General features: G+C 64.2%; 34 protein-coding genes, 1 tRNA gene and 1 pseudogene. 8 read left to right on the top strand and 28 right to left on the bottom strand.

Translation table 11 applies throughout. The features are described 5' to 3' along the window. Nucleotide 1: 1 nt before the first annotated feature. The 4 genes and pseudogenes from IB278_RS22140 to IB278_RS22125 all read left to right on the top strand — a co-directional run. Nucleotides 2–1195 carry an acyl-CoA dehydrogenase family protein gene (locus tag IB278_RS22140; RefSeq protein ID WP_192325435.1) on the top strand — a complete coding sequence of 398 codons (1194 nt, stop codon included), beginning with the start codon at nucleotides 2–4 and terminating at the stop codon, nucleotides 1193–1195. Between the two features lie 5 nt (nucleotides 1196–1200). Continuing rightward, on the top strand, nucleotides 1201–2829 hold the full coding sequence (locus tag IB278_RS22135) for an AMP-binding protein (protein ID WP_192325433.1): 1629 nt from the start codon (nucleotides 1201–1203) through the stop codon (nucleotides 2827–2829). Then, complete coding sequence (locus IB278_RS22130) at nucleotides 2826–3224, top strand: RidA family protein (RefSeq protein WP_145739348.1); 399 nt, start codon at nucleotides 2826–2828, stop codon at nucleotides 3222–3224. The genes IB278_RS22135 and IB278_RS22130 overlap by 4 nt, the downstream gene beginning before the upstream one ends. Nucleotides 3225–3232: 8 nt before the next feature. Then, nucleotides 3233–3389 (top strand): annotated as a pseudogene (locus IB278_RS22125) (IS3 family transposase); the annotation flags it as partial. A 121-nt stretch (nucleotides 3390–3510) separates the two neighbouring features. Here the strand turns inward: IB278_RS22125 and IB278_RS22120 are convergent. Continuing rightward, nucleotides 3511–3795 (bottom strand): hypothetical protein, encoded by a 285-nt coding sequence (locus tag IB278_RS22120; protein ID WP_192325430.1) that lies wholly within the window; start codon nucleotides 3793–3795, stop codon nucleotides 3511–3513. A 414-nt stretch (nucleotides 3796–4209) separates the two neighbouring features. Continuing rightward, complete coding sequence (locus IB278_RS22115) at nucleotides 4210–4401, bottom strand: helix-turn-helix transcriptional regulator (protein ID WP_309926384.1); 192 nt, start codon at nucleotides 4399–4401, stop codon at nucleotides 4210–4212. Between the two features lie 239 nt (nucleotides 4402–4640). On the opposite strand from IB278_RS22115, the gene IB278_RS22110 reads away from it, so the two are divergent. After that, nucleotides 4641–5213 (top strand): helix-turn-helix domain-containing protein, encoded by a 573-nt coding sequence (locus IB278_RS22110; protein WP_192325429.1) that lies wholly within the window; start codon nucleotides 4641–4643, stop codon nucleotides 5211–5213. Nucleotides 5214–5538: 325 nt separating this feature from the next. Beyond that, nucleotides 5539–5766, top strand: coding sequence for a hypothetical protein (locus tag IB278_RS22105; RefSeq protein ID WP_192325427.1), 228 nt, complete (start codon nucleotides 5539–5541; stop codon nucleotides 5764–5766). Between the two features lie 21 nt (nucleotides 5767–5787). Here IB278_RS22105 and IB278_RS22100 read toward each other — a convergent pair. The 18 genes from IB278_RS22100 to rplN all read right to left on the bottom strand — a co-directional run bounded on the left by IB278_RS22100 (nucleotide 5788) and on the right by rplN (nucleotide 14698). Beyond that, nucleotides 5788–5864, bottom strand: a tRNA-Met gene (locus IB278_RS22100). Between the two features lie 18 nt (nucleotides 5865–5882). After that, nucleotides 5883–6281: a 50S ribosomal protein L17 gene (gene rplQ / locus IB278_RS22095; RefSeq protein WP_015867792.1), complete on the bottom strand. Its 399-nt coding sequence runs from the start codon at nucleotides 6279–6281 to the stop codon at nucleotides 5883–5885. A gap of 86 nt (nucleotides 6282–6367) precedes the next feature. After that, nucleotides 6368–7357, bottom strand: coding sequence for a DNA-directed RNA polymerase subunit alpha (locus IB278_RS22090; RefSeq protein WP_009124827.1), 990 nt, complete (start codon nucleotides 7355–7357; stop codon nucleotides 6368–6370). Between the two features lie 128 nt (nucleotides 7358–7485). Next, complete coding sequence (rpsD, locus tag IB278_RS22085; protein ID WP_013544104.1) at nucleotides 7486–8109, bottom strand: 30S ribosomal protein S4; 624 nt, start codon at nucleotides 8107–8109, stop codon at nucleotides 7486–7488. Between the two features lie 130 nt (nucleotides 8110–8239). After that, nucleotides 8240–8644: a 30S ribosomal protein S11 gene (gene rpsK, locus IB278_RS22080; RefSeq protein WP_009124825.1), complete on the bottom strand. Its 405-nt coding sequence runs from the start codon at nucleotides 8642–8644 to the stop codon at nucleotides 8240–8242. A 12-nt stretch (nucleotides 8645–8656) separates the two neighbouring features. Then, nucleotides 8657–9022, bottom strand: coding sequence for a 30S ribosomal protein S13 (rpsM, locus tag IB278_RS22075; protein WP_013544105.1), 366 nt, complete (start codon nucleotides 9020–9022; stop codon nucleotides 8657–8659). Between the two features lie 23 nt (nucleotides 9023–9045). Then, on the bottom strand, nucleotides 9046–9159 hold the full coding sequence (gene rpmJ / locus IB278_RS22070) for a 50S ribosomal protein L36 (protein WP_013544106.1): 114 nt from the start codon (nucleotides 9157–9159) through the stop codon (nucleotides 9046–9048). A 64-nt stretch (nucleotides 9160–9223) separates the two neighbouring features. After that, on the bottom strand, nucleotides 9224–10537 hold the full coding sequence (gene secY / locus IB278_RS22065) for a preprotein translocase subunit SecY (RefSeq protein ID WP_145739339.1): 1314 nt from the start codon (nucleotides 10535–10537) through the stop codon (nucleotides 9224–9226). A gap of 26 nt (nucleotides 10538–10563) precedes the next feature. Then, nucleotides 10564–10995 (bottom strand): 50S ribosomal protein L15, encoded by a 432-nt coding sequence (rplO, locus tag IB278_RS22060; protein ID WP_145739337.1) that lies wholly within the window; start codon nucleotides 10993–10995, stop codon nucleotides 10564–10566. An 11-nt stretch (nucleotides 10996–11006) separates the two neighbouring features. After that, nucleotides 11007–11192 (bottom strand): 50S ribosomal protein L30, encoded by a 186-nt coding sequence (gene rpmD, locus IB278_RS22055; RefSeq protein WP_009124818.1) that lies wholly within the window; start codon nucleotides 11190–11192, stop codon nucleotides 11007–11009. A 35-nt stretch (nucleotides 11193–11227) separates the two neighbouring features. Continuing rightward, nucleotides 11228–11746, bottom strand: coding sequence for a 30S ribosomal protein S5 (gene rpsE, locus IB278_RS22050; protein WP_124959016.1), 519 nt, complete (start codon nucleotides 11744–11746; stop codon nucleotides 11228–11230). Between the two features lie 18 nt (nucleotides 11747–11764). Next, nucleotides 11765–12130 (bottom strand): 50S ribosomal protein L18, encoded by a 366-nt coding sequence (gene rplR / locus IB278_RS22045; protein WP_021012927.1) that lies wholly within the window; start codon nucleotides 12128–12130, stop codon nucleotides 11765–11767. Nucleotides 12131–12144: 14 nt separating this feature from the next. Then, on the bottom strand, nucleotides 12145–12678 hold the full coding sequence (gene rplF, locus IB278_RS22040) for a 50S ribosomal protein L6 (protein ID WP_013544111.1): 534 nt from the start codon (nucleotides 12676–12678) through the stop codon (nucleotides 12145–12147). A 24-nt stretch (nucleotides 12679–12702) separates the two neighbouring features. Next, nucleotides 12703–13098 carry a 30S ribosomal protein S8 gene (rpsH, locus tag IB278_RS22035; protein ID WP_021012928.1) on the bottom strand — a complete coding sequence of 132 codons (396 nt, stop codon included), beginning with the start codon at nucleotides 13096–13098 and terminating at the stop codon, nucleotides 12703–12705. A gap of 20 nt (nucleotides 13099–13118) precedes the next feature. Then, nucleotides 13119–13424 carry a 30S ribosomal protein S14 gene (gene rpsN / locus IB278_RS22030; protein WP_015867798.1) on the bottom strand — a complete coding sequence of 102 codons (306 nt, stop codon included), beginning with the start codon at nucleotides 13422–13424 and terminating at the stop codon, nucleotides 13119–13121. 8 nt (nucleotides 13425–13432) lie between these two features. Next, nucleotides 13433–13972: a 50S ribosomal protein L5 gene (rplE, locus tag IB278_RS22025; RefSeq protein ID WP_013544114.1), complete on the bottom strand. Its 540-nt coding sequence runs from the start codon at nucleotides 13970–13972 to the stop codon at nucleotides 13433–13435. Nucleotides 13973–13983: 11 nt separating this feature from the next. Next, complete coding sequence (gene rplX, locus IB278_RS22020; RefSeq protein ID WP_015867799.1) at nucleotides 13984–14316, bottom strand: 50S ribosomal protein L24; 333 nt, start codon at nucleotides 14314–14316, stop codon at nucleotides 13984–13986. A gap of 13 nt (nucleotides 14317–14329) precedes the next feature. Continuing rightward, on the bottom strand, nucleotides 14330–14698 hold the full coding sequence (gene rplN, locus IB278_RS22015; protein WP_009124801.1) for a 50S ribosomal protein L14: 369 nt from the start codon (nucleotides 14696–14698) through the stop codon (nucleotides 14330–14332). 249 nt (nucleotides 14699–14947) lie between these two features. Between rplN and IB278_RS22010 the strand changes: the two genes are divergently transcribed. Further along, nucleotides 14948–16090 (top strand): esterase-like activity of phytase family protein, encoded by a 1143-nt coding sequence (locus IB278_RS22010; RefSeq protein WP_192325425.1) that lies wholly within the window; start codon nucleotides 14948–14950, stop codon nucleotides 16088–16090. Beyond that, nucleotides 16087–16944 carry a pyrroline-5-carboxylate reductase gene (gene proC / locus IB278_RS22005; RefSeq protein ID WP_192325423.1) on the top strand — a complete coding sequence of 286 codons (858 nt, stop codon included), beginning with the start codon at nucleotides 16087–16089 and terminating at the stop codon, nucleotides 16942–16944. Before IB278_RS22010 ends, proC begins: the two co-directional genes overlap by 4 nt. Nucleotides 16945–16950: 6 nt before the next feature. On the opposite strand, the gene IB278_RS22000 is transcribed toward proC, so the two are convergent. From IB278_RS22000 to IB278_RS21965, 8 genes are all read right to left on the bottom strand, one after another. After that, a complete protein-coding gene (locus IB278_RS22000; RefSeq protein WP_192325421.1) occupies nucleotides 16951–17418 on the bottom strand; it encodes a MaoC/PaaZ C-terminal domain-containing protein in 468 nt (155 codons plus the stop codon). A 17-nt stretch (nucleotides 17419–17435) separates the two neighbouring features. Next, nucleotides 17436–18296: a 4-hydroxybenzoate octaprenyltransferase gene (gene ubiA, locus IB278_RS21995; RefSeq protein WP_192325420.1), complete on the bottom strand. Its 861-nt coding sequence runs from the start codon at nucleotides 18294–18296 to the stop codon at nucleotides 17436–17438. Nucleotides 18297–18354: 58 nt separating this feature from the next. Further along, on the bottom strand, nucleotides 18355–18921 hold the full coding sequence (locus IB278_RS21990) for a Dps family protein (RefSeq protein WP_145739326.1): 567 nt from the start codon (nucleotides 18919–18921) through the stop codon (nucleotides 18355–18357). 137 nt (nucleotides 18922–19058) lie between these two features. Further along, a complete protein-coding gene (locus tag IB278_RS21985; protein ID WP_145739324.1) occupies nucleotides 19059–20024 on the bottom strand; it encodes a LysR substrate-binding domain-containing protein in 966 nt (321 codons plus the stop codon). 74 nt (nucleotides 20025–20098) lie between these two features. After that, the gene (locus tag IB278_RS21980) at nucleotides 20099–20599 is read right to left on the bottom strand and encodes a plastocyanin/azurin family copper-binding protein (protein ID WP_145739322.1); all 501 of its coding nucleotides are present in this window, start codon (nucleotides 20597–20599) and stop codon (nucleotides 20099–20101) included. An 81-nt stretch (nucleotides 20600–20680) separates the two neighbouring features. After that, on the bottom strand, nucleotides 20681–21370 hold the full coding sequence (locus tag IB278_RS21975) for an amino acid ABC transporter permease (protein ID WP_145739320.1): 690 nt from the start codon (nucleotides 21368–21370) through the stop codon (nucleotides 20681–20683). Beyond that, entirely contained in the window at nucleotides 21370–22107 is a 738-nt protein-coding gene (locus IB278_RS21970) for an amino acid ABC transporter permease (protein ID WP_145739318.1), read from the bottom strand. Before IB278_RS21970 ends, IB278_RS21975 begins: the two co-directional genes overlap by 1 nt. A 62-nt stretch (nucleotides 22108–22169) precedes the next feature. Beyond that, the gene (locus IB278_RS21965; RefSeq protein ID WP_192325418.1) at nucleotides 22170–23072 is read right to left on the bottom strand and encodes a transporter substrate-binding domain-containing protein; all 903 of its coding nucleotides are present in this window, start codon (nucleotides 23070–23072) and stop codon (nucleotides 22170–22172) included. Nucleotides 23073–23087: the final 15 nt, after the last annotated feature.

Here is a 23087-nt window from a genome sequence, read left to right as displayed (position 1 = left end):
CATGATGACCAAGATCCCCGCACCACCGTCGACAACGCACCTCGCGCTGCCGTTCTTCGACGACGCGCATCGCGCGCTCGCGAGCGAGCTGCTGCCCTGGTGCGCCGCGCAGGAGGTCGACGAGCGCGACGACCGCGCGGCCTGCCGCGACTGGGTGCGCCGCCTCGGCGACGGCGGCTGGCTGCGCTATGCCGTGCCCGGCAGCGCAGGCGGCGCGCTGGAGCGCCTCGATTCGCGTGCGCTCGTGCTGCTGCGCGAAACGCTCGGCTACCACTCGCCGCTGGCCGACTTCGCGTTTGCGATGCAGGGGTTGGGCAGCGGCGCGATCACGCTCGCGGGCACGCCCGGGCAGCAATCGCAGTACCTCACGGCCGTGGGCAGGGGCGAGAAGATCGCGGCCTTTGCCCTCAGCGAACCCGACGCGGGCTCCGACGTGGCGGCCATGGCCATGCGCGCCGAAGCCACGCCCGACGGCTGGCGCCTCAACGGCGAGAAGACCTGGATCAGCAACGGCGGCATCGCCGACTTCTACTGCCTGTTCGCCAAGACCGATCCCGCGGGCGGCACGCGCGGCATCACGGCGTTCATCGTCGATGCAACGGCAGCCGGCCTCGACACTTCCGAGCACATCGACGTGATGGCGCCGCATCCGCTGGCCACGCTGCGCTTTCAGGACTGCATCGTGCCGCGCACGGCGCAACTCGGCGAACTCAACGGCGGCTTCAAGCTCGCGATGCGCACGCTCGACATCTTCCGTGCATCCGTCGCAGCGGCGGCATTGGGCATGGGTCGCCGCGCGCTCGCCGAAGCCATCGCGCATGCGAAGGGCCGGCGCATGTTCGGCCAGACGCTCGCCGACTTCCAGCTCACGCAGGCCAAGCTCGGCGAGATGGCCGCGCTGATCGACAGCGCCGCACTGCTCACCTACCGCGCCGCATGGATGCGCGACGACGCCGAACGGCGCGGCGCACCCGCGGTGGGCGACGTGTCCGCCGCAGCGGCCATGGCCAAGATGTGCGCCACCGAGAACGCGAGCCGCGTGATCGACATGGCGCTGCAGATGCACGGCGGCCTCGGCGTGAAGGTTGGCACGAAGATTGAGAGCCTCTACCGCGACATCCGCTCGCTGCGCATCTACGAAGGCGCGACGGAAGTCCAGCAACTGATCATCGGCAAATCCGTTTTGCGGGGATAAACACCGTGTCTGCCCAAGTCGACCGCTTCGTTCACGACCGCCTGCCGCCCGCCGAGCAGCTGCCGGTCTTCCGCTACGACCTCCCGGAGCTGCAGTTGCCCGATCAGCTGAACCTCGTGGAGGAGCTCCTGGACAAGGCGCCCGCCAAGGGCTTCGGCGACAAGCCGATGCTGCGTTCGCCCGCCGGCACGCTGACCTATTCGCAGGCCGCCGTCGAAGTCAACCGCATCGCGCAGGTGCTGACCGAAGACCTCGGCCTCGTGCCCGGCAACCGCGTGCTGCTGCGCGGCGGCAACTCGGTGGCCATGGCGCTGTCGTGGCTCGCGGTGGTCAAGGCCGGGTTGATCGCCGTCGCCACCATGCCGCTGCTGCGCGCCAAGGAGCTCGGCGAGATCGTCGAGAAGGCGCGTCCCGTGGCGGCGCTGTGCGACGGACGCCTGCTCGACGAACTCGTGCTGGCGCAGCGGGAGCATCCCGTGCTCGCATCGGTGATCGCGTTCAACCAGCCCGATGCGCCCGATTCGCTGTCGGCGCGCGCGGCCGGCAAGAGCGGCGTGTTCACCGCCTGCCCCACGGCGTCGGACGACATCGCCCTGCTCGCCTTCACCTCCGGCACCACGGGCAAGCCCAAGGCACCGGTCACCACGCACCGCGACGTGCTCGCAATGTGCAACACCTGGCCCCGGCATGTGCTGCAGGCGCGCAGCGACGACATCGTGATCGGCTCGCCGCCGCTGGCTTTCACTTTCGGGCTCGGCGGGCTGCTGTTGTTCCCGATGTGGGCCGGCGCCTCGGTGTACTTTGCCGATGCGCCGTTCACGCCCGAGGGCCTGGTGAAGCTCATCAACGAGGTCGGCGCGACCATCTGCTACACGGCGCCCACCTTCTATCGCCAGATGGCGCCCTTCGTGCGGCAGCACGGCGTGCCGAGCCTGCGCATCTGTGTGAGCGCGGGCGAGGCGCTGCCCGACGCCACGCGCCAGCTGTGGAAGGAAGCCTCCGGCATCGAGATGCTCGACGGCATCGGCGGCACCGAGGTGTTCCACATCTACATCTCGGCCGCCGGCGACCAGGTGCGCCGCGGCGCGGTCGGCAAGGTGGTGCCCGGCTTCACCGCCAAGGTGGTGGACGACCAGGGCAACGAAGTGCCGCGCGGCACCATCGGCAAGCTGGCGCTGCAGGGCCCCGTGGGCTGCCGCTACCTCGACGATCCGCGCCAGGCCGACTACGTGAAGAACGGCTGGAACTACCCCGGCGATTCGTTCGTGCAGGACGACCACGGCTACTTCTTCTACCAGGCGCGCGCCGACGACATGATCATCACGGCTGGCTACAACGTCGGTGGGCCCGAGGTCGAGGACGCGCTGCTCAAGCACCCGGCCGTGGCCGAGTGCGGCGTGATCGGCAAGCCCGATGCCGACCGCGGCATGATCGTGAAGGCCTTCTGCGTGCTGAAGCCCGGCCATGAAGGCGATGCGGCGCTCGTCAAGGCGCTGCAGGACCATGTGAAGGCCACCATCGCACCGTTCAAATACCCGCGGGAGATCGAGTTCGTGACGGTGCTGCCGCGCACCGAGACCGGCAAGCTCCAGCGATTCAAACTGAGACAATTCAACGACGACACCACATCATGATGAACAAACTCTTGCAGCCTCCAGGCTGGTTGCCCCCCAAGGGCTATGCGAATGGCGTGGCTGCGCGCGGCACCATGGTGTTCGTCGGCGGCCAGATCGGCTGGAATGCGCAGCAGCAGTTCGAGTCGGACGACTTCATCGAGCAGTGCGGCCTGGCGCTGCGCAACATCGCCGCAGTGCTGCGTGAGGCCGGTGCCGGCCCCGAGCACATGGTGCGCATGACCTGGTACGTGACCGACCGCGACGAATACAGCCGCCGGCTCGGCGAACTCGGCCCGGTGTACCGCGATGCCATGGGGCGCAATTTCCCGGCCATGACCTGCGTGCAGGTGGCGGCGCTGGTCGAGCACCGCGCCAAGGTCGAGATCGAGGTCACGGCGGTCATTCCGGACTGACGGAACACCGCCAGATCTACCCGACCCGCGATCAAGCTAGAGCCGACGTCTTCAACTACATCGAGATGTTCTACGACCCAAAGCGGCGCCACAACACTGCCTGCCGGCGACCTATCACCTGTAGAGTCAGAACGACGCCATTTCCAACGACTCAAAAGTGCCTAGGGAATCCGGGCGATTCACACCTCGCTCAAACGGGTTGGCAGGTTTTATTTTGAGTGAGACGATCGATGAAGCGTTTTCACACAGCCTCGTCCGATGGCGGCGCTACGACGTCCTGCCGCCATCAAGCACAGACGTCGTGAACCTCGCGTCCGAGGGCAAGACTCATTCTCGCGCACAGTACCGTGAGCCATCCAATCCAGACGGGCGTTTCTACTTCGCCGCAGAACTGGATACCGCTGGGTTCGACTGAGGCCCACATGTAGCGGGCGTCGCCCTCCTGCCCGTACCAAGCCGTCCCATTCTTATTCCCCAACCAACCATCCATCGACTCGTTGACGGTCGAAACCTTTGCCCGCTCTTGCTCGGACAGGTCGTACGGGATATTCAGGGTTATGTCTTCTCGCAAGTGCCGTCCTCCATGCTGTTTGCGTAAGCGTTCTGCCCGTTGCCGCGTCTTTGGAATTCGAAATCGGGGCCGCTGTCGAAGGTCCGGAACTGGCCGAACTCGGAGGTCTAGCTTCGCCAAACGACAGTCCGTTTCCGCTGTGCTGCTTAGCTGTCTCTGACTTGCAGGGCTACCGTGCGGCGAACAGTTGGCGACCGGGTTTGCATTCGATCGGGAACAGCGACGACACCGCGGTGGGAGCGAACCGCGTGGCCTCGATGGCCGAGTGCGGTCACAGAGGCGCGTCGGCGCCTCTTTTCACCTCTTCGTACTTGGAGTGAGCGGTGCTTGAGATTCTCCGTGGGCGTCGTGAGCCTTGGTGCGCGCTTCACGTAGGGCGAATTTCGATGATCGCCGTCGCAAAAGCGACGGCTTTTATTCTTCGAGAAGTTGATACGGCCTGAGCTCCAATGCCAAAGCGAGACGCTCAAGATTGTCGAGTGAAATGTTGCGAGCTTGACGTTCAACGTGAGCGACAAAGGTCCGATGCAGCCCTGCCTCGAACGCCAGTGCCTCTTGCGACCATCCCCTTAATCCGCGCTGCCGGATCAAATTCAACGCAAGCACTTCCCTTGCCGAGGCTTCGGGTTGCTTCGAAGAATTCCTAGAACTTTTCACAGGGGAAGTCTTCGAGAAAGCTGCTTTTGCGTCAGCCGTGTTTGAGTCACAATCGGCAGACCTACGGCTTCTGCTAGGGGTCTCTGTTCATGCGAAATGTCCGGCTTCCGTCTCCGTTTCCTACCGGGCGCTCGCCGAAGCTGCCGGCATCGATCACGCGCACTCGGTCGAGGCAACCCGCACCTGTCGTGCGCAGCCTGTCCGCGGCACGCATCGGTGCACAGGTGAGAGCACTTCGCATGGCGGCGGAGATGTCGGGTGGGGTGCTGGCGAAGGCCTCGGGGATTTCTGCCTCGATGCTCTCGCGCATCGAGCGCGGGCTGGTCTCACCTTCGGTAGAGACGCTGGAGCGACTCGCGAATGGTCTGGGCGTGCCGACATCGCGCTTCTTCGGGGACCAGGCTCGGCGCACGGACTTTTGCCACGTGCGCGCTGGGCAGGGTGTTGTGGTTGATCGCGTCGGCGCGGTTTCAGACTACCGCTACGAACTGCTGGGTCACCTCCTGTCGGGCAACCTGTTCGTCGAGCCGTACCTGGTCACGTTGCTGCCTGGCGCCGACCCCTACGTGACCTTCCAGCACCCGGGCCTCAAGTTCCTGTACTTCCTGTCCGGGGAGGTCAGCTACCGCTATGGCGGCAGGACTGTGGAGGTGAGGGCAGGGGACTCGCTGCTGTTCGATGCGACCGCACTGCATGGGATCGAGGCCATTCAGACCCAGCCGGTCTCTTACCTGTCGGTGGTGTTCACGCTGCGAGAGTAGGCTGTTCTTGGCGGCCCTGCCGCGCTGCGCGGGTGACGCGGATGCCCATCCGATGGCTCGCCCCGAATTCCCCACGTGCCGAATTCACCTCTCCGTCCGTAGCTTTCTCTCGGTGTTCGGCATGCCGAACACCGAGAAAGCCTCGAACGGGTATCGACAGCGGAGGTCTTCCGCTTGATGGAGCCGTGAGGAAATTTATGCGGCGGTCGTGTGGGCTCGCTCTGCGATCGGGAGGAATTTTTCGGTTTCGGTAGCCTGGACGCGGCGGTCGCAGGACGACATCGAAACTTCGAGGGCAAAGTCTTTGTGCGGTCGATCACTGTCCGTGATCTCCGACGACATCGACACGCTGGGCCCGCTGGAGCTTCGCGAGAGGCTGCGCAAGGCCGACGCGCAGTTGGCGTTCCAGAAGTCGATCATTGCTTACGGAATACCTGCGATAAGCCGCCGCCGGCCACAAACAAGAATGCCCTCATTGCGAGGGCATTTTTCATGGAGGCAGGGATCTGCCGATCCGAAGATCCTCATCGGCCAAAGAAAAAAGGCCCTTTGAATTTCAAAGGGCCTTTTAAATTGGTTGCGCGAGCAAGATTTGAACTTGCGACCTTTGGGTTATGAGCCCAACGAGCTACCAGGCTGCTCCATCGCGCGGCAAGATGGAATTATACCTTATTCAGCAGCGCCTTGCTCGGCGGCTTCTTCTTTAATTTCAGGACGGTCGACCAGTTCGACCAGTGCCATGGGTGCATTGTCGCCAACGCGGAAACCCATCTTCAGGATGCGGGTGTAGCCGCCCGGACGCGCTGCGAAGCGCGGGCCGAGTTCGCCGAAGAGCTTGACGACGCTGTCGCGGTCGCGCAGGCGGTCGAAGGCCAGGCGCTTGTTGGCAACCGTGGGCTTCTTGGCGAGCGTGATCATCGGTTCGATGACGCGGCGCAGTTCCTTGGCCTTGGGGACCGTGGTCTTGATGACTTCGTGCTCGATGAGCGAATTCATCATGTTCTGCAGCATCGCAAGGCGGTGCGAGCTGGTGCGGTTGAGTTTGCGGAGTCCGTGTCCGTGACGCATGGTGCTTTCCTTTACTTTATTAAACAGGCAGCCGTATCAGGTACTGCCCGGTGCACGGGCCCTCGTGGGCCCACTTCTTCAAAAAATCAACGCTTGTCGAGGCCGGCCGGCGGCCAGCTTTCAAGCTTCATGCCCAAGGTCAGGCCGCGCGAGGCAAGCACTTCCTTGATTTCGTTGAGCGACTTGCGACCCAGGTTCGGGGTCTTGAGCAGCTCGTTCTCGGTGCGCTGGATCAGGTCACCGATGTAGTAGATGTTTTCGGCCTTCAGGCAGTTGGCCGAACGCACGGTGAGTTCGAGCTCGTCGACAGGGCGCAGCAGGATCGGATCGAATTGCTGTGCGCTGCGCGGTGCCGGTGCATCGAATGCAGCCAGTTCGCCGCCTTCGAGCTGGGCGAACACAGCCAGCTGTTCAACCAGGATTTTAGCCGAGGCGCGCACAGCGTCTTCGGCGGTGATCGCACCGTTGGTTTCGATTTCGACCAGCAGCTTGTCCAGGTCAGTGCGCTGTTCGACACGGGCGCTTTCGACCGTGTAGCTCACGCGCTTGACGGGCGAGAACGAGGCGTCCAGGACGATGCGGCCGATCGACTTGGTCGGCTCGTCGGCGTAGCGGCGCATCGTGCCGGGCACGTAGCCGCGGCCCTTTTCGACCTTGATCTGCATGTCGAGCTTGCCGCCTTGCGACAGGTGCGCGATCACGTGGTCGGGGTTGATGATCTCGACGTCGTGCGGGGTCTGGATGTCCGATGCCAGCACCGGGCCTTCGCCGTCCTTGCGCAGGCTCAGCGTGACTTCGTCGCGGTTGTGGAGCTTGAACACCACGCCCTTGAGATTCAGCAGGATGTTGACGACATCTTCCTGCACGCCGTCGATCGACGAGTACTCGTGCAGAACGCCGGCGATCGTGACTTCAGTGGCCGAATAACCGACCATCGACGACAGCAGAACGCGGCGCAGCGCGTTGCCGAGCGTGTGGCCGTAGCCGCGCTCGAAAGGCTCGAGCGTGACCTTGGCCTTGTTGGCGGCAAGTTGCTCGACCTGGATGGTCTTGGGTTTCAGCAGGGTGGTTTGCATGCAGACTTCCTCTCAATACCCCCGGCTCGTTACACCGGTAAGGCTGGTGAAGCACCCGTCGGGAGTGCCTCCCGATGGGAACAAAAAAATCAAAATCGGGCCGCGAAGCGCGGCCCGTTGTCGTCTGGTTAGCGCGAGTACAGTTCGACGATCAGCGATTCGTTGATGTCGGCTGCGAATTCGTCGCGATCGGGCACCTTCTTGAAGGTACCTTCGGCCTTGTCGGCGTTCACTTCGACCCAGGCCGGGATACCGACTTGCTGGGCGAGTTGGAGCGCTTCGGCAATGCGGGTCTGCTTCTTCGACTTGTCGCGAACGGCGATCACGTCGCCGGTCTTGACCAGGTACGACGGGATGTTGACCGACTGGCCATTCACCGTGATCGCCTTGTGCGACACGAGCTGGCGTGCCTCGGCGCGCGTCGAGCCGAAGCCCATGCGGTAGACCACGTTGTCCAGGCGCGATTCGAGGATGAACAGCAGGTTGGCACCGGTGTTGCCACGGCGGCGGTCGGCTTCCTCGAAGTAGCGGCGGAACTGCTTCTCGAGCACGCCGTACATGCGCTTGACCTTCTGCTTTTCGCGCAGCTGCAGGCCGTAGTCCGACGTGCGCTGACCCGAAGTGCGGCCATGCTGGCCGGGCTTGGAATCGAACTTGGCCTTGTCCTGGATGGAGCGGCGGGCGCTCTTGAGGAACAGGTCGGTGCCTTCACGGCGGGAAAGTTTGGCCTTGGGGCCGAGATAGCGTGCCACGATTTTTCCTTTGTGTCATCTGCCGCAGTTGCCTGCGGGAGCCATCGGCGAGGACGCGGATGGCGGTGGGCTTAGTAAAAAAACAAATGCGCAGCCGCTCAAAAGCCGGCTGCGCCTTGCGGACTGACGATCAGATGCGGCGACGCTTCTGGGGACGGCAGCCGTTGTGCGGAACGGGCGTCACGTCGGCAATGGAATTGATCCGGATGCCGAGCGCAGCCAGTGCGCGCACCGACGATTCGCGACCGGGGCCGGGGCCCTTGATCTCGACGTCGAGGTTCTTGATGCCTTGTTCGACAGCAGCACGGCCGGCCACTTCGGAAGCCACCTGCGCAGCGAACGGCGTCGACTTGCGCGAGCCCTTGAAGCCCTGGCCACCCGACGAAGCCCACGACAGGGCGTTGCCCTGGCGATCGGTGATCGTGATGATGGTGTTGTTGAACGAGGCATGCACGTGGGCGATGCCGTCCGCAACGTTCTTGCGAACCTTCTTGCGAACGCGCTGTGCGGCGTTGTTTGCAGGTGCTTTAGCCATGCTGGTCTATCCTTATTTCTTCAGGGACTGCGCAGCCTTGCGCGGACCCTTGCGGGTGCGGGCGTTGGTGCGCGTGCGCTGGCCGCGCATCGGCAGGCCGCGACGGTGACGGAAGCCGCGATAGCAGCCGATGTCCATCAAACGCTTGATGTTCATCGTCGTCTCGCGACGCAGATCGCCTTCGATGGTGAACAAGGCGATCTGGTCGCGGATCTTTTCGAGATCGGCGTCGGTCAGGTCCTTGATCTTCTTCGAATATTCGATGCCGCTCGCTTCGCAGATTTGACGGGCGCGGGTGCGACCGATGCCGAAGATGGCGGTCAGGCCGATTTCAGCGTGCTTGTGCGGCGGAATGTTGATGCCAGCAATACGTGCCATGTGCGTCCTCTAATACTCTTCAATCAACCCTGGCGCTGCTTGTGGCGCGGGTCGGTGCAAATCACACGCACCACACCTTTACGGCGGATGACCTTGCAATTACGGCAGATGGTTTTGACCGAAGCCGAAACTCTCATTTCATTCTCCTAAAACTGTTTAACGTGGCGGTCTACCGCCCGAACTCAATACTGCAACACAGCCCTACGATGTCTTGAAGTTGGCCTTCTTCAGCAGCGATTCGTACTGCTGGGACATCATGTAGTTTTGCACCTGGGCCATGAAGTCCATCGTGACGACCACGATGATCAGCAGGGAGGTACCACCGAAGTAGAACGGCACGTTGTACTTCAGGATCAGGAACTCGGGCAGCAGGCAGACGAAGGTGATGTACACCGCGCCGGCCAACGTCAGGCGAACCAGAATCTTGTCGATATAGCGAGCGGTCTGGTCACCCGGACGAATGCCCGGAATGAATGCGCCGCTCTTCTTCAGGTTGTCGGCCGTTTCCTTGCTGTTGAACACGAGCGCCGTGTAGAAGAAGCAGAAGAAAACGATCGCGGCAGCGTACAGCAGCACGTAGATCGGCTCGCCCGGACGCAGTGCGCCGGCAATGTCCTTGATCCAGCCGAAACCACCTTCGCCGGTGCTGAACCAGCCGACCACCGTTGCCGGCAGCAGGATGATCGAAGAGGCGAAGATCGGCGGAATCACACCGGCCATGTTCAGCTTCAGGGGCAGGTGCGACGACTGGCCGCCATAGACCTTGTTGCCGACCTGGCGCCGCGCATAGTTCACGAGGATCTTGCGCTGGCCGCGTTCGACGAACACCACGAAGTAGGTGACCAGCACCACGATCGCGATGATGAACAGCGCAATGATCGGGTTCATCGCACCGGTCGTCACCAGCGAAGCGAGGCCGCCGATGGCATTGGGCAGGCCGGCCGCGATACCTGCAAAGATCAGGATCGAGATGCCGTTGCCCAGGCCGCGTTCGGTGATCTGCTCGCCGAGCCACATCAGGAACATCGAACCTGCCGTGAGGCTCACCATGGCGGTCAGGCGGAAGCCGAAACCGGGCGAGATGACCAGGCCGGCCGAGGACTCGAGCGCCACTGCAATGCTGAACGACTGGAACAGGGCCAGGCCGAGCGCGCCATAGCGCGTGTACTGCGTGATCTTGCGGCGGCCGGCCTCGCCTTCCTTCTTCAATTGCTCGAAGGTCGGAAGCACGTAGGTCATCAGCTGCATGATGATCGACGCCGAGATGTACGGCATGATCCCCAACGCGAACACGGTGAAGCGCGACAGCGCCCCGCCCGAGAACATGTTGAACAGGCTCAGGATGCCGCCCTGCTGGCCCTGGAACAACGCCGCCAGCTGGTCCGGGTTGATGCCCGGCACAGGAATGTGCGCGCCGATCCGATAGACCACGAGCGCGAGCAGCAAGAAGACGAGCCGGCGACGCAGGTCGCCGAACTTGCCTGTCTTTGCGATCGTTGCCGCGTTAGTTGCCACGAAGAACTTCTTTCAGTCCAGTGTGATCAGGCGACGCTGCCGCCGGCTGCTTCGATCGCAGCCTTGGCACCAGCAGTTGCACCCACGCCCGTCAGCTTGACGGCCTTGGTGAGTTCACCGGTCTTGACGACCTTGACGACCTTGGCGAGCTGGCCCACGAGGCCGGCTTGCTTGAGTGCCAGGACGTCCACTTCGGCCAGGCCGAGCTGCTCGAGGGCAGTCAGCGTGACTTCGGCGTTGAACTTCAGCAGGTGCGACTTGAAGCCACGCTTGGGCAGGCGGCGCTGCAGCGGCATTTGACCGCCTTCGAAGCCGACCTTGTGGAAACCGCCTGCACGCGACTTCTGACCCTTGTGACCGCGGCCCGCGGTCTTGCCGATGCCGGAGCCGATACCGCGGCCGACACGGCGCTTGGCGTGCTTGGCGCCAGCTGCCGGCTTGATGCCATTGAGTTCCATATCAGTCTCTCTTACAGAACTTTGACCAGATAACTGATCTTGTTGATCATGCCGCGCACCGCCGGGGTGTCCTGCAGCTCGCTCACGCTGTTGAGCTTGCGCAGGCCGAGGCCACGCACGGTCGCGCGATGCGATTCCTTGGTGCCAATCGGGCTCTTGACCAATTGCACCTTGAGGGTTTGTTGTTGCGTCGTCATTTGAATGCTTCCTTCAGCCTTGCGAGAGCTTGCGCTCAGGCGAAGATTTCTTCGACGGTCAGGCCGCGCTTGGCAGCCACTTCGGACGCGGTCGTCGAGTTCTTCAACCCGTCGAGCGTGGCGCGAACCATGTTGTAGGGGTTCGACGAACCGTGGCTCTTGGCCACGATGTCGGTGATGCCCATGACTTCGAACACGGCGCGCATCGGGCCGCCGGCGATGATGCCGGTACCCTTCGGGGCGGGGATCATGACGACCGAAGCGGCGCCATGGTGACCCGTCACGCGGTGATGCAGCGTACCGTTCTTGATCGAGATCTTGGCCAGGTTGCGACGGGCTTCTTCCATCGCCTTCTGCACTGCAGCGGGCACTTCCTTGGACTTGCCCTTGCCCATGCCGACGCGGCCATCGCCGTCGCCCACGACGGTGAGTGCTGCGAAACCGAGGATACGACCACCCTTCACCACCTTGGTGACGCGGTTGATCGCGATCATCTTCTCGCGCAAACCGTCTTCAGGGCCTTCGTTCTGCGTTCTTGCTTGAATCTTTGCCATTTTGAATCTCGTGTCCGTTTAGAACTGCAGGCCGGCTTCGCGGGCAGCGTCGGCCAGCGCCTTCACGCGGCCGTGGTACGCGAAACCAGCGCGGTCGAAGGCGACCTTCTCGACGCCGGCAGCCTTCGCCTTTTCAGCGATGCGCTTGCCGATGGCCGTTGCAGCGGCAGCATTGCCGCCCTTGCCCGAACCGCCGAGCGCAGCGCGCACTTCGGCTTCGGCCGTCGATGCGGTGGCGATCACCTTGGTGCCGTCGTCGGAGATGACGGTGGCATAGATGTGCAGGTTGGTGCGGTTCACCGTCAGACGGGCCACACCCTGCGTCGCGATGCGGATGCGGGTCTGGCGCGAGCGGCGAAGACGCTGTGCTTTTTTGGTCAACATCATTTTGCTGCCCCTTACTTCTTCTTGGTCTCTTTGATCACGATCTTCTCGTCCGAATAACGGATGCCCTTGCCCTTGTAGGGCTCAGGCGGACGAACAGCGCGGATCTCAGCGGCGATTTGACCAACGCGCTGACGGTCAGCACCCTTGATCACGATTTCGGTCGGGGTCGCAGTGGCCACCGTGATGCCTTGCGGCATGTCGATGTTGACCGGGTGCGAATAGCCGACTTGCAGGTTCAACTTGTTGTTGGACGCTGCAGCCTTGTAGCCGACGCCGACCAGGTTGAGCTTCTTCTCGAAGCCCTTGGTCACGCCAACCACCATGTTGTTCACCAGCTGACGGATCGTGCCGCTCATCGCGTTCGCTTCACGCGACTCGTTGGCGGGCTCGAAATTCAGCTTGCCGTCGTTGCTGACGACCTTGACCAGGGGATTGCGCGCAAGGTTGAGCGTGCCGCCCGTGCCCTTGACGCTGATCTGGTCTTCCTTGATCGACACATCCACGCCTGCGGGGATGGTGATCGGCATTTTTCCTACTCGGGACATTTCAGTTACTCCTCGATGTCTCGGTTAGGCGACGTAGCACAGCACTTCGCCACCGACACCGGTAGCGCGCGCCTTGCGGTCGGTCATCACGCCCTTGGGGGTCGTGACGATCGCGACGCCGAGGCCGTTCTGGACTTGCGGAATGGAAGCACTGGCCTTGTAGACGCGCAGGCCGGGGCGGCTCACGCGCTCGATGCGCTCGATGACCGGGCGGCCAGCGTAGTATTTCAGGGTAATGACGAGTTCGGACTTGCCGTCTTCGGTCTTGACCTGGAAACCGTCGATATAGCCCTCGTCCTTCAGGACCTGCGAGATCGCGATCTTCACCTTGGAAGACGGGACCGACACAGTGGGCTTCGCCACCATCTGCGCGTTACGGATACGCGTCAGCAGGTCGGCAATGGGATCACTCATGCTCATGTTGTTTGCTCCTGCCTGGCTTACCAGCTGGCCTTGGTGACACCGGGGATGTCGCCATTGAAGGCCAGTTCGCGGATCTTGGCGCGGGCCAGACCGAATTGACGGAAGGTGCCACGGGGGCGACCGGTGATTTCGCAACGGTTGCGCTGGCGCGTGGGGTTCGCGTTGCGCGGCAGCTTCTGCAGGCCCAGGCGGGCGGCAGCGCGCTCTTCGTCGCTCTTCTTCAGGTCGTTGGAAATTGCCTTCAGTTCCGCGTGCTTCGCAGCGTACTTGGCGACCAGCTTGTCGCGCTTGAGTTCGCGTTGGATCAGGGATTGTTTAGCCACGGTGCGCCTCAGTTCTTGAACGGGAAACGGAAACCAGCGAGAAGCGCCTTGGCTTCTTCGTCGGTCTTGGCCGTCGTCGTGATGCTGATGTTGAGACCGCGCAGGGCATCGACCTTGTCGTATTCGATCTCGGGGAAAATGATCTGTTCCTTGACGCCGATGTTGTAGTTGCCACGGCCGTCGAACGCACGGCCGGAAATGCCGCGGAAGTCGCGAACACGCGGCAGCGCGATGGTCACGAAACGGTCCAGGAACTCATACATCTGCACGCCACGCAGCGTGACCATGCAGCCGATCGGCTGGTTTTCGCGGATCTTGAAACCGGCGATGGCCTTCTTCGACTTGGTGACCACGGGCTTCTGGCCGGCGATCTTGGTCAGGTCGGCAACTGCGTTGTCGAGGACCTTCTTGTCGGCGACAGCTTCACCCACGCCCATGTTGAGCGTGATCTTGGTGAGGCGGGGGACCTGCATCGGCGACTTGTAGCCGAACTTTTCCGTCAGGTCTTTCGCGATCTTTTCGCGATAGTGTTGTTGGAGACGTGCCATGTGAGTACCTCTTAGGCGAACTTGATTTCGTCGCCGCTGGACTTGAAGACGCGAACAGCCACGCGCTTGCCGTCAGCACCCTGGGTGATCTTGATGCCCACGCGATCGGCCTTGCCGGTCGCGGCATTGAAGATCGCCACGTTGGATTGGTGGATGGGCATGGTCTTCTCGACGATGCCGCCGGTCGTACCCTTGAGGGGGTTCGGCTTGGCGTGCTTCTTGACGATGTTCACGCCCTCGACGACGAGGTGCGAATCATCCTTGCGCAGCGAGACGGTGCCGCGCTTGCCTTTGTCGCGCCCGGCCAACACGATGACCTGGTCGCCTTTGCGAATCTTGTTCATGGCGTTGTTGTCCTTAGAGAACTTCGGGGGCCAGCGACACGATCTTCATGAACTTTTCGGTGCGCAGCTCGCGCGTCACCGGTCCGAAGATGCGGGTGCCGATCGGCTCCAGCTTGGCGTTGAGCAACACGGCTGCGTTGCCATCGAATTTGACGAGCGAACCGTCGGCGCGACGGATGCCCTTGGCGGTGCGGACCACCACTGCGCTGTAGATCTCGCCCTTTTTGACGCGACCACGCGGAGCGGCTTCCTTGATGCTCACCTTGATGACGTCGCCCACGCTGGCATAACGCCGCTTGGAGCCACCGAGCACCTTGATACACAGGACGGACTTCGCGCCTGTGTTGTCGGCCACTTCGAGCCGGGATTCAGTTTGGATCATTGCTAGTAGTTCCCAACTTGTACCGATGCGCCTCCGGGAGGGAAACGCTGCGGTCAGTCTTGGGCCCGTCGTCCGCACCTCGAACCACTCGAGGCACTTCCGCTTTGGGCTGAAAGCTTCGCCTTTTTTGAAGCGAAGCCTGCGATTGTTGCACGCAGGCCAAGGCATGTCAACTGCCTTCTGAGATCGAAATGGACTGGAACTAGACTTGGCGGTGTGCGCACCTTCGATCCAGGCCCCACATCGCCCATGCGCCGCCGGCTGCTGGCGGGCGCGGGCGCCATGGCGGCGGGGCTCGCAGGGCTGGGATTGGGCGGCTGCCGCAGTCCGGCCCTTCCGCCGGCGGGGCCGCAGCGGCTGCGCCGCCTGGCCGAGGCGCACTGGCCGCACCGGCTGAATATACAGGGCACGACCGCCGGCGGCCTCTCGGGCATCGATTACGACGTCGAAAGAAGTGAGTACCTGCTGCTCAGTGATGATCGGTCAGACCTGAATCCCGCGCGCTTCTATATGGTGCAGTGGGCGCCTCCGTGGGTCCAGCCGCCCGAACCCCGGAGTGTCGTGCAGCTGCAACGCCCGGGCGGCGGCCCCTGGCCCGCGCGGCGCCGCGCCGAGCCCGGCACCCCGGTTCCGGACCCCGAAGCGTTGCGCCTGCGGCCCGGCGCCGGCACCCTGCTCTGGACGAGCGAAGGCGATGTCGGGCGGGGGTTCGGCCCGGCCCTGTACGAGTCGGCGCGCGATGGCCGCCTGCTGCGCGAGTTCGCGCTGCCGGCCATGTTCAACCCCGATCCGGCGCAGCGCCGCGGCCCGCGCGACAACCTGGGCTTCGAGGGCCTGGCGCTGACACCCGACGGCCGGCACGCCTGGCTCGCGATGGAGAACGCGCTGATCCAGGATGGCCCGGTGCCCACCACGCGCGCGGCGGGCGGCCCCTGCCGGCTGACCCGGATCGAGCTGGAGACCGGCCGGGCCACGCGCCAGATTGCCTATGTTCCCGATGCGATCCCGCTGCGGCCGCTCGTTCCCGGCAGCCATGCCGACAACGGCATCAGCGAGATCCTGATGCTCGATGCCGACCGCATGCTGGTGCTGGAGCGCGCCTATGCCACCGGCGCCGGCAACTCGCTGCGCCTCTACGAGATCGACACCCGCGACGCCTCCGACGTGCTGGACGTGGACACGCTCGCCCCGGGCAACCAACGCGCGGCCGCCAAGGACCTGGTCGCCGACTTCGCCACGCTCGGCCTTTCGCACCTCGACAACACCGAGGGCATGTGCTGGGGACCGCCACTGCCGGACGGCAAGCGCACGCTGGTGGTGGTGAGCGACGACAATTTCAACCCGCTGCAGACAACCCAGTTCGCGGCATTCGAATACACCGACCGACCATGACCATCGCCGTCACCTTCCTGCCCCGCACCGCACCGCCGCCGCTGCCTCCGATCGCCTTCATCGGCGGCGGCAACATGGCCAGCGCCATCATCGGCGGCCTCATCAAGCAGGGCACGCCCGCCGGCACCTTCGAGGTGGTCGAGCCCTTCGAGGAGGCGCGCACCAAGCTTGCGCAAGCCTTCGGCATTGCCGCCCACGCCGAGGCCGGCGATGCCCTTTCGCGCTGCTCGGTGGTTGTGTGGGCGGTCAAGCCGCAGACTTTCGCACAAGCCGCCCAACCGGTGCGCGCGTTCGCAGAAAACGCACTGCACCTGAGCGTGGCGGCCGGCATTCCGTCGGGCAGCATTGCGCGCTGGCTCGGCAGCGAGCGCGTGGTGCGTGCCATGCCCAACACGCCGGCGCTGGTGGGCCAGGGCATGACGGGCCTTTTTGCGCGGGCCGCGGTGGACGCCGCCGACCGCGCGCTGGTCGGACAGCTGCTGGCACCGACCGGCGAGCTGCTCTGGGTCGGCGACGAAGCCGCGCTCGATGCGGTGACAGCCCTGTCCGGCTCCGGCCCGGCCTACGTGTTCTATTTCATCGAGGCGATGACCGAAGCCGGCGTCGAGATGGGCCTGCCGCTCGAGCAGGCGCAGCGGCTGGCCATCGGCACCTTCAGCGGCGCCTCGGCGCTCGCGCACAGCGCCACCGAGCCGCCCTCGGTGCTGCGCGAACGCGTGACCTCCAAGGGTGGCACCACCCATGCGGCGATCACGTCGCTCGAGGGTGCCGACGTCAAGGCGAAGTTCAAGGCCGCCATCCGCGCGGCGCAGAAACGCGCCGCCGAGCTGGGCGAGGAATTCGGCCGCGCCTGAAGCGCGTCAGGCCGGCAACGCGCGCGGCCCGAGGAAGAGCAGCCACTCGGCCGCCAGCGTGACGGTGCCGTCCTCGAGCTCGAGCAGCACCGCCTCCTTGAGCAGGAAGCTGCCGCCGGGCTTGGACGCCACCTCGAGAACGCGCACACGCGCCCGGAAGCGCGCGCCGACCGGCATCGGCCTGACGAAGCGCAAGCGGTCGAATCCGTAGTTCAACGCGTGATTCGCATCGAAGGGCAGCAGCGTCCGCATGGCCTCGCCGGTCAGCTTTATCAGGTGCGACACCTGGAAGAAGCCCGGCACGATCGTTCCGCCGTAGTCCGCCTCGCGTGCGGCGCGCTCCGGATCGAGGTGGATCCATTCGCCCTCGCCGTCGCCCGACAGCGCCGCGTAGCGGTCGACCATCTCCTGCGTGATGAGGTGCCATCCGGACAGGCCTTCCTGGCCGATCTTCTGTGTCAGGCGATCGAGCATGTGCGTGTCCTCTCTGTCTACCGGATGGCATAGCCGGCCACGATGCCGGCGAACACCGCGAAGCCGAGCCAGTGGTTCAGCCGGAAGGCCTTGAAGCAGCCGTCGCGCGTGCGCCCGCGGATCAGCCGCCAGTGCCAGGCCGCCTGTCCCGCGGCCGCGGCGATTCCCGCGAAGAACGGGGCACCCAGCGAGCGGCTCGCGCCGGCCCAGGTCCAGACCGCCAGGAAGATCGCGTAGCTCAGCATCACCGCCGCCACGTCGAAGCGGCCGAAGGTGATGGCCGAGGTCTTCATGCCGATCTTCAGGTCGTCGTCGCGGTCGACCATTGCGTACTCGGTGTCGTAGGCCAGCACCCAGAACAGGTTGCCGGCCAGCAGCCAGGCAGCGAACACCGGCACGGCGGCTTGCACCGCCGCAAAAGCCATCGGGATGCCGAAGCTGAAGGCAACGCCGAGCACCGCCTGAGGAACCGACACGAAGCGCTTGGCGAAGGGATAGGCCAGCGTGATGGCCAGCGCCGCGAACGACCACAGGATGGTGAGCCGGTTGGTCGTGAGCACCAGCCCGAAGGCCAAGAGCGCCAGCACGGCGCCCAGCACGAGCGCCTCCCTGACCGACACCGCGCCGCTGGTCACCGGCCGCTGGGCGGTCCGCTTCACATGGCGGTCGAAGTCGCGGTCGGCCACGTCGTTGACGCAGCAGCCCGCGCTGCGCATCAGGATGGTGCCCAGCACGAAGACGGCCAGCAGGTGCCAGCCCGGCCAGCCCTCGGCCGCAAACCAGAGCGCGCCCAGCGTGGGCCACAGCAGCAGCAGCCAGCCGGCGGGACGGTTCCAGCGGATCAGGTCGAGATAGAGCGCAAAACGGCGGGCGAGCATGCGGCAGGCAAAAAAAGAGCGGCCATTGTGCCGCTCCTGGGTTCCCGGGCCCGGGCGATCAGTCCTCGAGCAGCGAGCGCAGCATCCAGGCCGTCTGGTCGTGCACGGTGCAGCGCGCAGTCAGCATGTCGGCCGTCGGGTCGTCGCCGGCTTCCTCGGCCACGGGGATGAATTCGCGCGCGATGCGCGACACGGTTTCGTGGCCCTTGACCAGGATGCGCACCATTTCCATCGCCTTGGGCGGGGTCTGGGGCACGTCGGGCACGGTGGCGATCTTGCTGAACTCGGCATAGGAGCCCGGCGCATAGTGGCCCAGCGCGCGGATGCGTTCCGCGAGCACGTCGGTGGCGCCCCAGAGTTCGGTGTACTGGCCCATGAACATCGCATGCAGCGAGTTGAAGTGCGGCCCCGTCACGTTCCAGTGGAAGTTGTGGGTCGTGAGGTAGAGCGTGTAGGTGTCGGCCAGCACGCGGCTCAGGCCCTCGGCAATGGCGGCGCGGTCCTGGCGCTCGATGCCGATGTTGATGAGGGGCGCATTGCGGCTGCCGGATTCCTGCGCCACCACGGTGCCGCCCTTCTTGGGCACCTTGCCGGACGACGATGCTTTCTTCGATGCTTTGGCCATGGCTGGAAACTCTTTCTTCAGGTTTTGCTGAACACACCGTTATTCTGAAAGCCGACCCGCGGCTTCGCAACAGCGCCACTCTATCCCGGTGATGAATGAATTCGAACGGCTGCCGCGTAGGCCAAGTTCGCGTATTTCTACGACAGCCGTTTGACACCCGGCAGTTCGCACGCATAGATCGCGTTGCGCAAGGCCGCGATCGCCTCGTAGCGGGTGAAGGTGCGGCGCCAGGCCAGCACCACGCGCCGCGTCGGCGGATCGCGGTCGTGCGCGTCGCGCACCGGCAGGTAGCGCACCATCTGCTCGGGCTCCTTGCGCCCTTTGACCTTGGGCTTGAGCGCTTCGGCCGGCACCGACAGGCGCGGCACCAGCGTCACGCCCATGCCCGAGGCCACCATGTGCTTGATGGTCTCGAGCGACGAGCCCTCGAAGCTCTTGCGGATGCCCTCGGCATTGCTCGAGAAGCGCGCGAATTCGGGACAGACCTCGAGCACGTGGTCGCGAAAGCAATGGCCGGTGCCCAGCAGCAGCATGGTTTCGTTCTGCAGCTCTTCCGAAGTGACCGATTCGCGGTCGGCCAGCTTGTGCTTCGTGGGCAGCGCGGCCATGAAGGGCTCGTCGTAGAGCGGCGCCATGGCCAGGCCGGTGTCGGGGAAGGGCTCGGCCATGATCGCGCAGTCGATCTCGCCGGCACGCAGCATCTCGAGCAGCTTGGCGGTGAAGTTCTCCTGCAGCACCAGCGGCATCTGCGGCGTGCGCGCAATCACCTGGCGCACCAGGTCGGGCAGCAGGTACGGGCCGATGGTGTAGATCACGCCGAGGTTCAGCGGGCCGGCCAGCGGGTCTTTTCCGCGCTTGGCGATTTCCTTGATGCTGGCGGCCTGGTCGAGCACGCTCTGCGCCTGCTGCACGATCTGCTCGCCGAGGGGCGTGACGGTGACTTCGCCCGCGCTGCGCTCGAAGAGCTTGACCTCGAGTTCGTCCTCGAGCTTCTTGATGGCCACCGAGAGAGTGGGTTGGGAGACGTAGCAGGCCTCGGCCGCCTTGCCGAAGTGCCGTTCGCGGGCTACTGCGACGATGTATTTGAGTTCGGTGAGAGTCATAGCTTGCGTCAATTATGCGCAAGCGTCCGTGACCGGACATTGTCTGGGGCTTAGCTGCCAGCAGGGGCGGGACGTCAGGACCCCGAAGCGGTGACGACCTTGACCTTGCCCGCCATGCCGGCCTGGTAGTGGCCCGCGATGAGGCAGGCGAAATCGAAGTCCCCGGCCCGGTTGAAGGTCCAGACGATTTCCCCGGTCTTGCCGGGCGGGACGTGCGCCATGTAGGGCTCGGAATGCTCCATGCCAGGGAACTTCATCATCAGCGCCGCGTGCTCGTCGAGTTCCTTCTTCGTGCCGAGCACGAACTCGTGCATGACCTGCCCGTCGTTCCGGATCGAAAGCCTCACCGTCTCGCCCTGCTTCACCTGGATGCGGTCGGGGGCGAAGCGCATGCTGTCGGCCATCCTGAACTCGAGCTTCCGGGTTGCGCTGCCCGCATCGCCCGCAATGCCCCAATCTTTCTGTTCCTTGCGAACCGGCCCGCTCGGCGCGCCGTGATCCTCGTCGCCATGTGCGAAGCCGGGATTCGAGAACGCCAAGGTGCTGGCGAGCATCAATGTCCTGATGGATGTCATGGGAGTTCCTGCGTGGTTGGCGTGGAAATGGCGCACGGGCGACGCCGGTCATGGTTTTCGTGCGTTCGCCGGTTCATTCATTCAGGCTGCCGATGCGGCCCTGCGCCGCTGCAGCCAGGTGACCGACCACGCCCCTGCCGTGCACAGCACCAGGTAGACGGCGGCGACCAGGAGGTAGACCTCCACCACGCGCCCATCGCGCTGGCCCACCTTGCTTGCCGCTCCGAGAAAGTCATTCAGGCTGATCACGTAGACCAGCGAGGTGTCCTTGAGCAGGGCAATGGTCTGGTTGATCAGAGACGGCGTCATGTTGCGGAACGCCTGCGGCAGGATCACGTGCCGCAAGGCCTGCCCCGGCGTCATGCCAAGCGATTGCGCCGCCTGCATCTGTCCCGCGCGGACACTGCCGATGCCGGCGCGGATGATCTCGCAATAGTAGGCCGACTCCGCGAGCACGAAGGCCACGAGCGCCGCATAGATGGGGCCGACCGACAGGTTCGGATCCCCGGTGGCGGTCCGCAGCACCACGGGCATCAGAAAGTAGATCCAGAGAATCGTGAGGATCAGCGGAATCGAACGGAACAGGTTCACGTAGCCGGCCACGAGGGCCGCAACGGGACGCGGCGCAAAGATCCGCGTGATCGCCAGCAAGGTGCCCACTCCGACGCCCGCCGCCATGGCGGCCACCACGAGGAAGGCCGTCATCTGCAGGCCCTGCGCCAAGTAGGGCCAGGCGCGCTGCAGGGAGACCCAGTCGAAGTCGTATCCCATCAGGCGGCCCCCAGCAGGCCCGGCACGCGCGCGCGCCGCTCGATGTGGCGCATCAGCACGATCACGCCGTAGGTGATCGCCATGTAGACGAAGGTCGCGGCAATGAAGGCCTCGAACGGATGCGCACTGAATTCACTGAGCTGGCGGGTCTGCCCCGTCAGTTCCATGAGCCCGATGGTGAGCGCCACCGCCGAGTTCTTGAACACGTTCAGGAAGTCCGAAGTCAGCGGCGGAATGACGATGCGCAGGGCCTGCGGCAGGATCACGTACCGATAGGCCGCCGCGGTCCCCAGGCCGAGCGCCATGGCCGCCTGCTTCTGGCTGCGCGGCACCGACTCGATGCCCGCCCTCACCTGTTCGGCCGCCTTCGCGGCCGTGTACAGCGTGAGTCCCACCAGCACGGTAAGAAACTGGTTCGTCGTCGGGTTCATCTGCTTCAGTGCATTGCCCCAATCGACAGGCAACAATTCGGGCACCACGAAGTACCAGAGAAACAGCTGGACCAGCAGCGGCGTGTTCCGAAAGCAGTGGATGTACACCGTGGACAGGTAGCGCGCGGGACGGTTCGGCAGCGTCCTTGCGACACCGGCCACCAGGCCGAGGCCCAGCGCCAGCGTCCAGGCCAGCAACGACAGGAGCACCGTCCACCACAACCCGCGCAGAAGCATCAGGCCGTACAGGCCCTCGCCCGTGACTGAAGGCTTGAAAAAGATCAACCAATCCCAGGTGTAGTGCATCGTGCGGGGCAATCGGAGTGGCGGGCGCTTTCAAGCGGTCGTGCGGGAGTGGGCGCTGCCGCTCACAGCGGCTGGTCGTTCGGATGGCGCAGGAGTTCCTGCATGTCGGGCGACATCGGGAAGTTGACCGTGATGCTGCCCTTCACGGCAATCGGCTTGAGAAAATACTTCTCGTACAGCGAGGCAAACTCGCCCGATCGCATCATCCCGGTGATCACGCCGTCGACGAGCTTCTTGAAGGCAGCATCGCCCTTGCGCAGCATGCAGCCGTAGGCCTCCTTCTGCTGGGGCACGCCAACCACTTCCCAGTCGGACGGATTGCGGGCTCGCGCGATGTTGCTGAACAGAATGATGTCGTCCTGCGTGGCGGCGACGGCCCGGCCTGTTTCAACGGTCAGGAAATTCTCGTTGATGTCCTTGGCCAGGATGATGTTGATGCCCCACTTGTTCTTCTCGTTGAGCTGCCGCAGCATGCGCTCGGCCGTGGTGCCCGCGCTCACGACAACGTTCTTGCCGACCAGATCGGACCAGTGCTTGATGCCCGAGTTCTTGCGCACGAGCAGCCGTGCCCCGACCACGAAGAAGGTGGTGGAGAACGACACCTGGTTCTGCCGCTCGGCGTTGTTCGTGGTGGAGCTGCACTCCAGGTCGACCGTCTGGTTGGCCACCAGCGGAATGCGCGTCTGCGGCGTCACCTCCAGCGTCTTGACCTCCAGCCTGGCGAGCTTCTGGTCCTTCTTCACCTGCTCGACCACGCGCTGCGAGATCTCCCAGGCAAAGCCCGCCTGCTTGTTGTTGTCGTCCAGGTAGTTGAAGGGAATGGACGCGCCGCGGGTTGCCAGCGTGATGGAGCCAGTGTCCTTGATCTTCTTGAGCGTGCCGTCCAGCGGCTGCGCGGCGGCAGCGGCGCACAGCGCCAGTGCGGCAGAGGCGAGACAGGAGCGAATCAGGGGCTTGAGGATCATCGTGGGCTCCGGTGG

This window comes from Variovorax sp. VRV01, assembly GCF_014852545.1.
In the GTDB taxonomy this organism is placed as follows: domain Bacteria; phylum Pseudomonadota; class Gammaproteobacteria; order Burkholderiales; family Burkholderiaceae_C; genus Variovorax; species Variovorax beijingensis_A.
The sequence above is the reverse complement of the archived record's forward strand: the minus strand, read 5'-3'. Positions and strand labels throughout refer to the sequence as shown.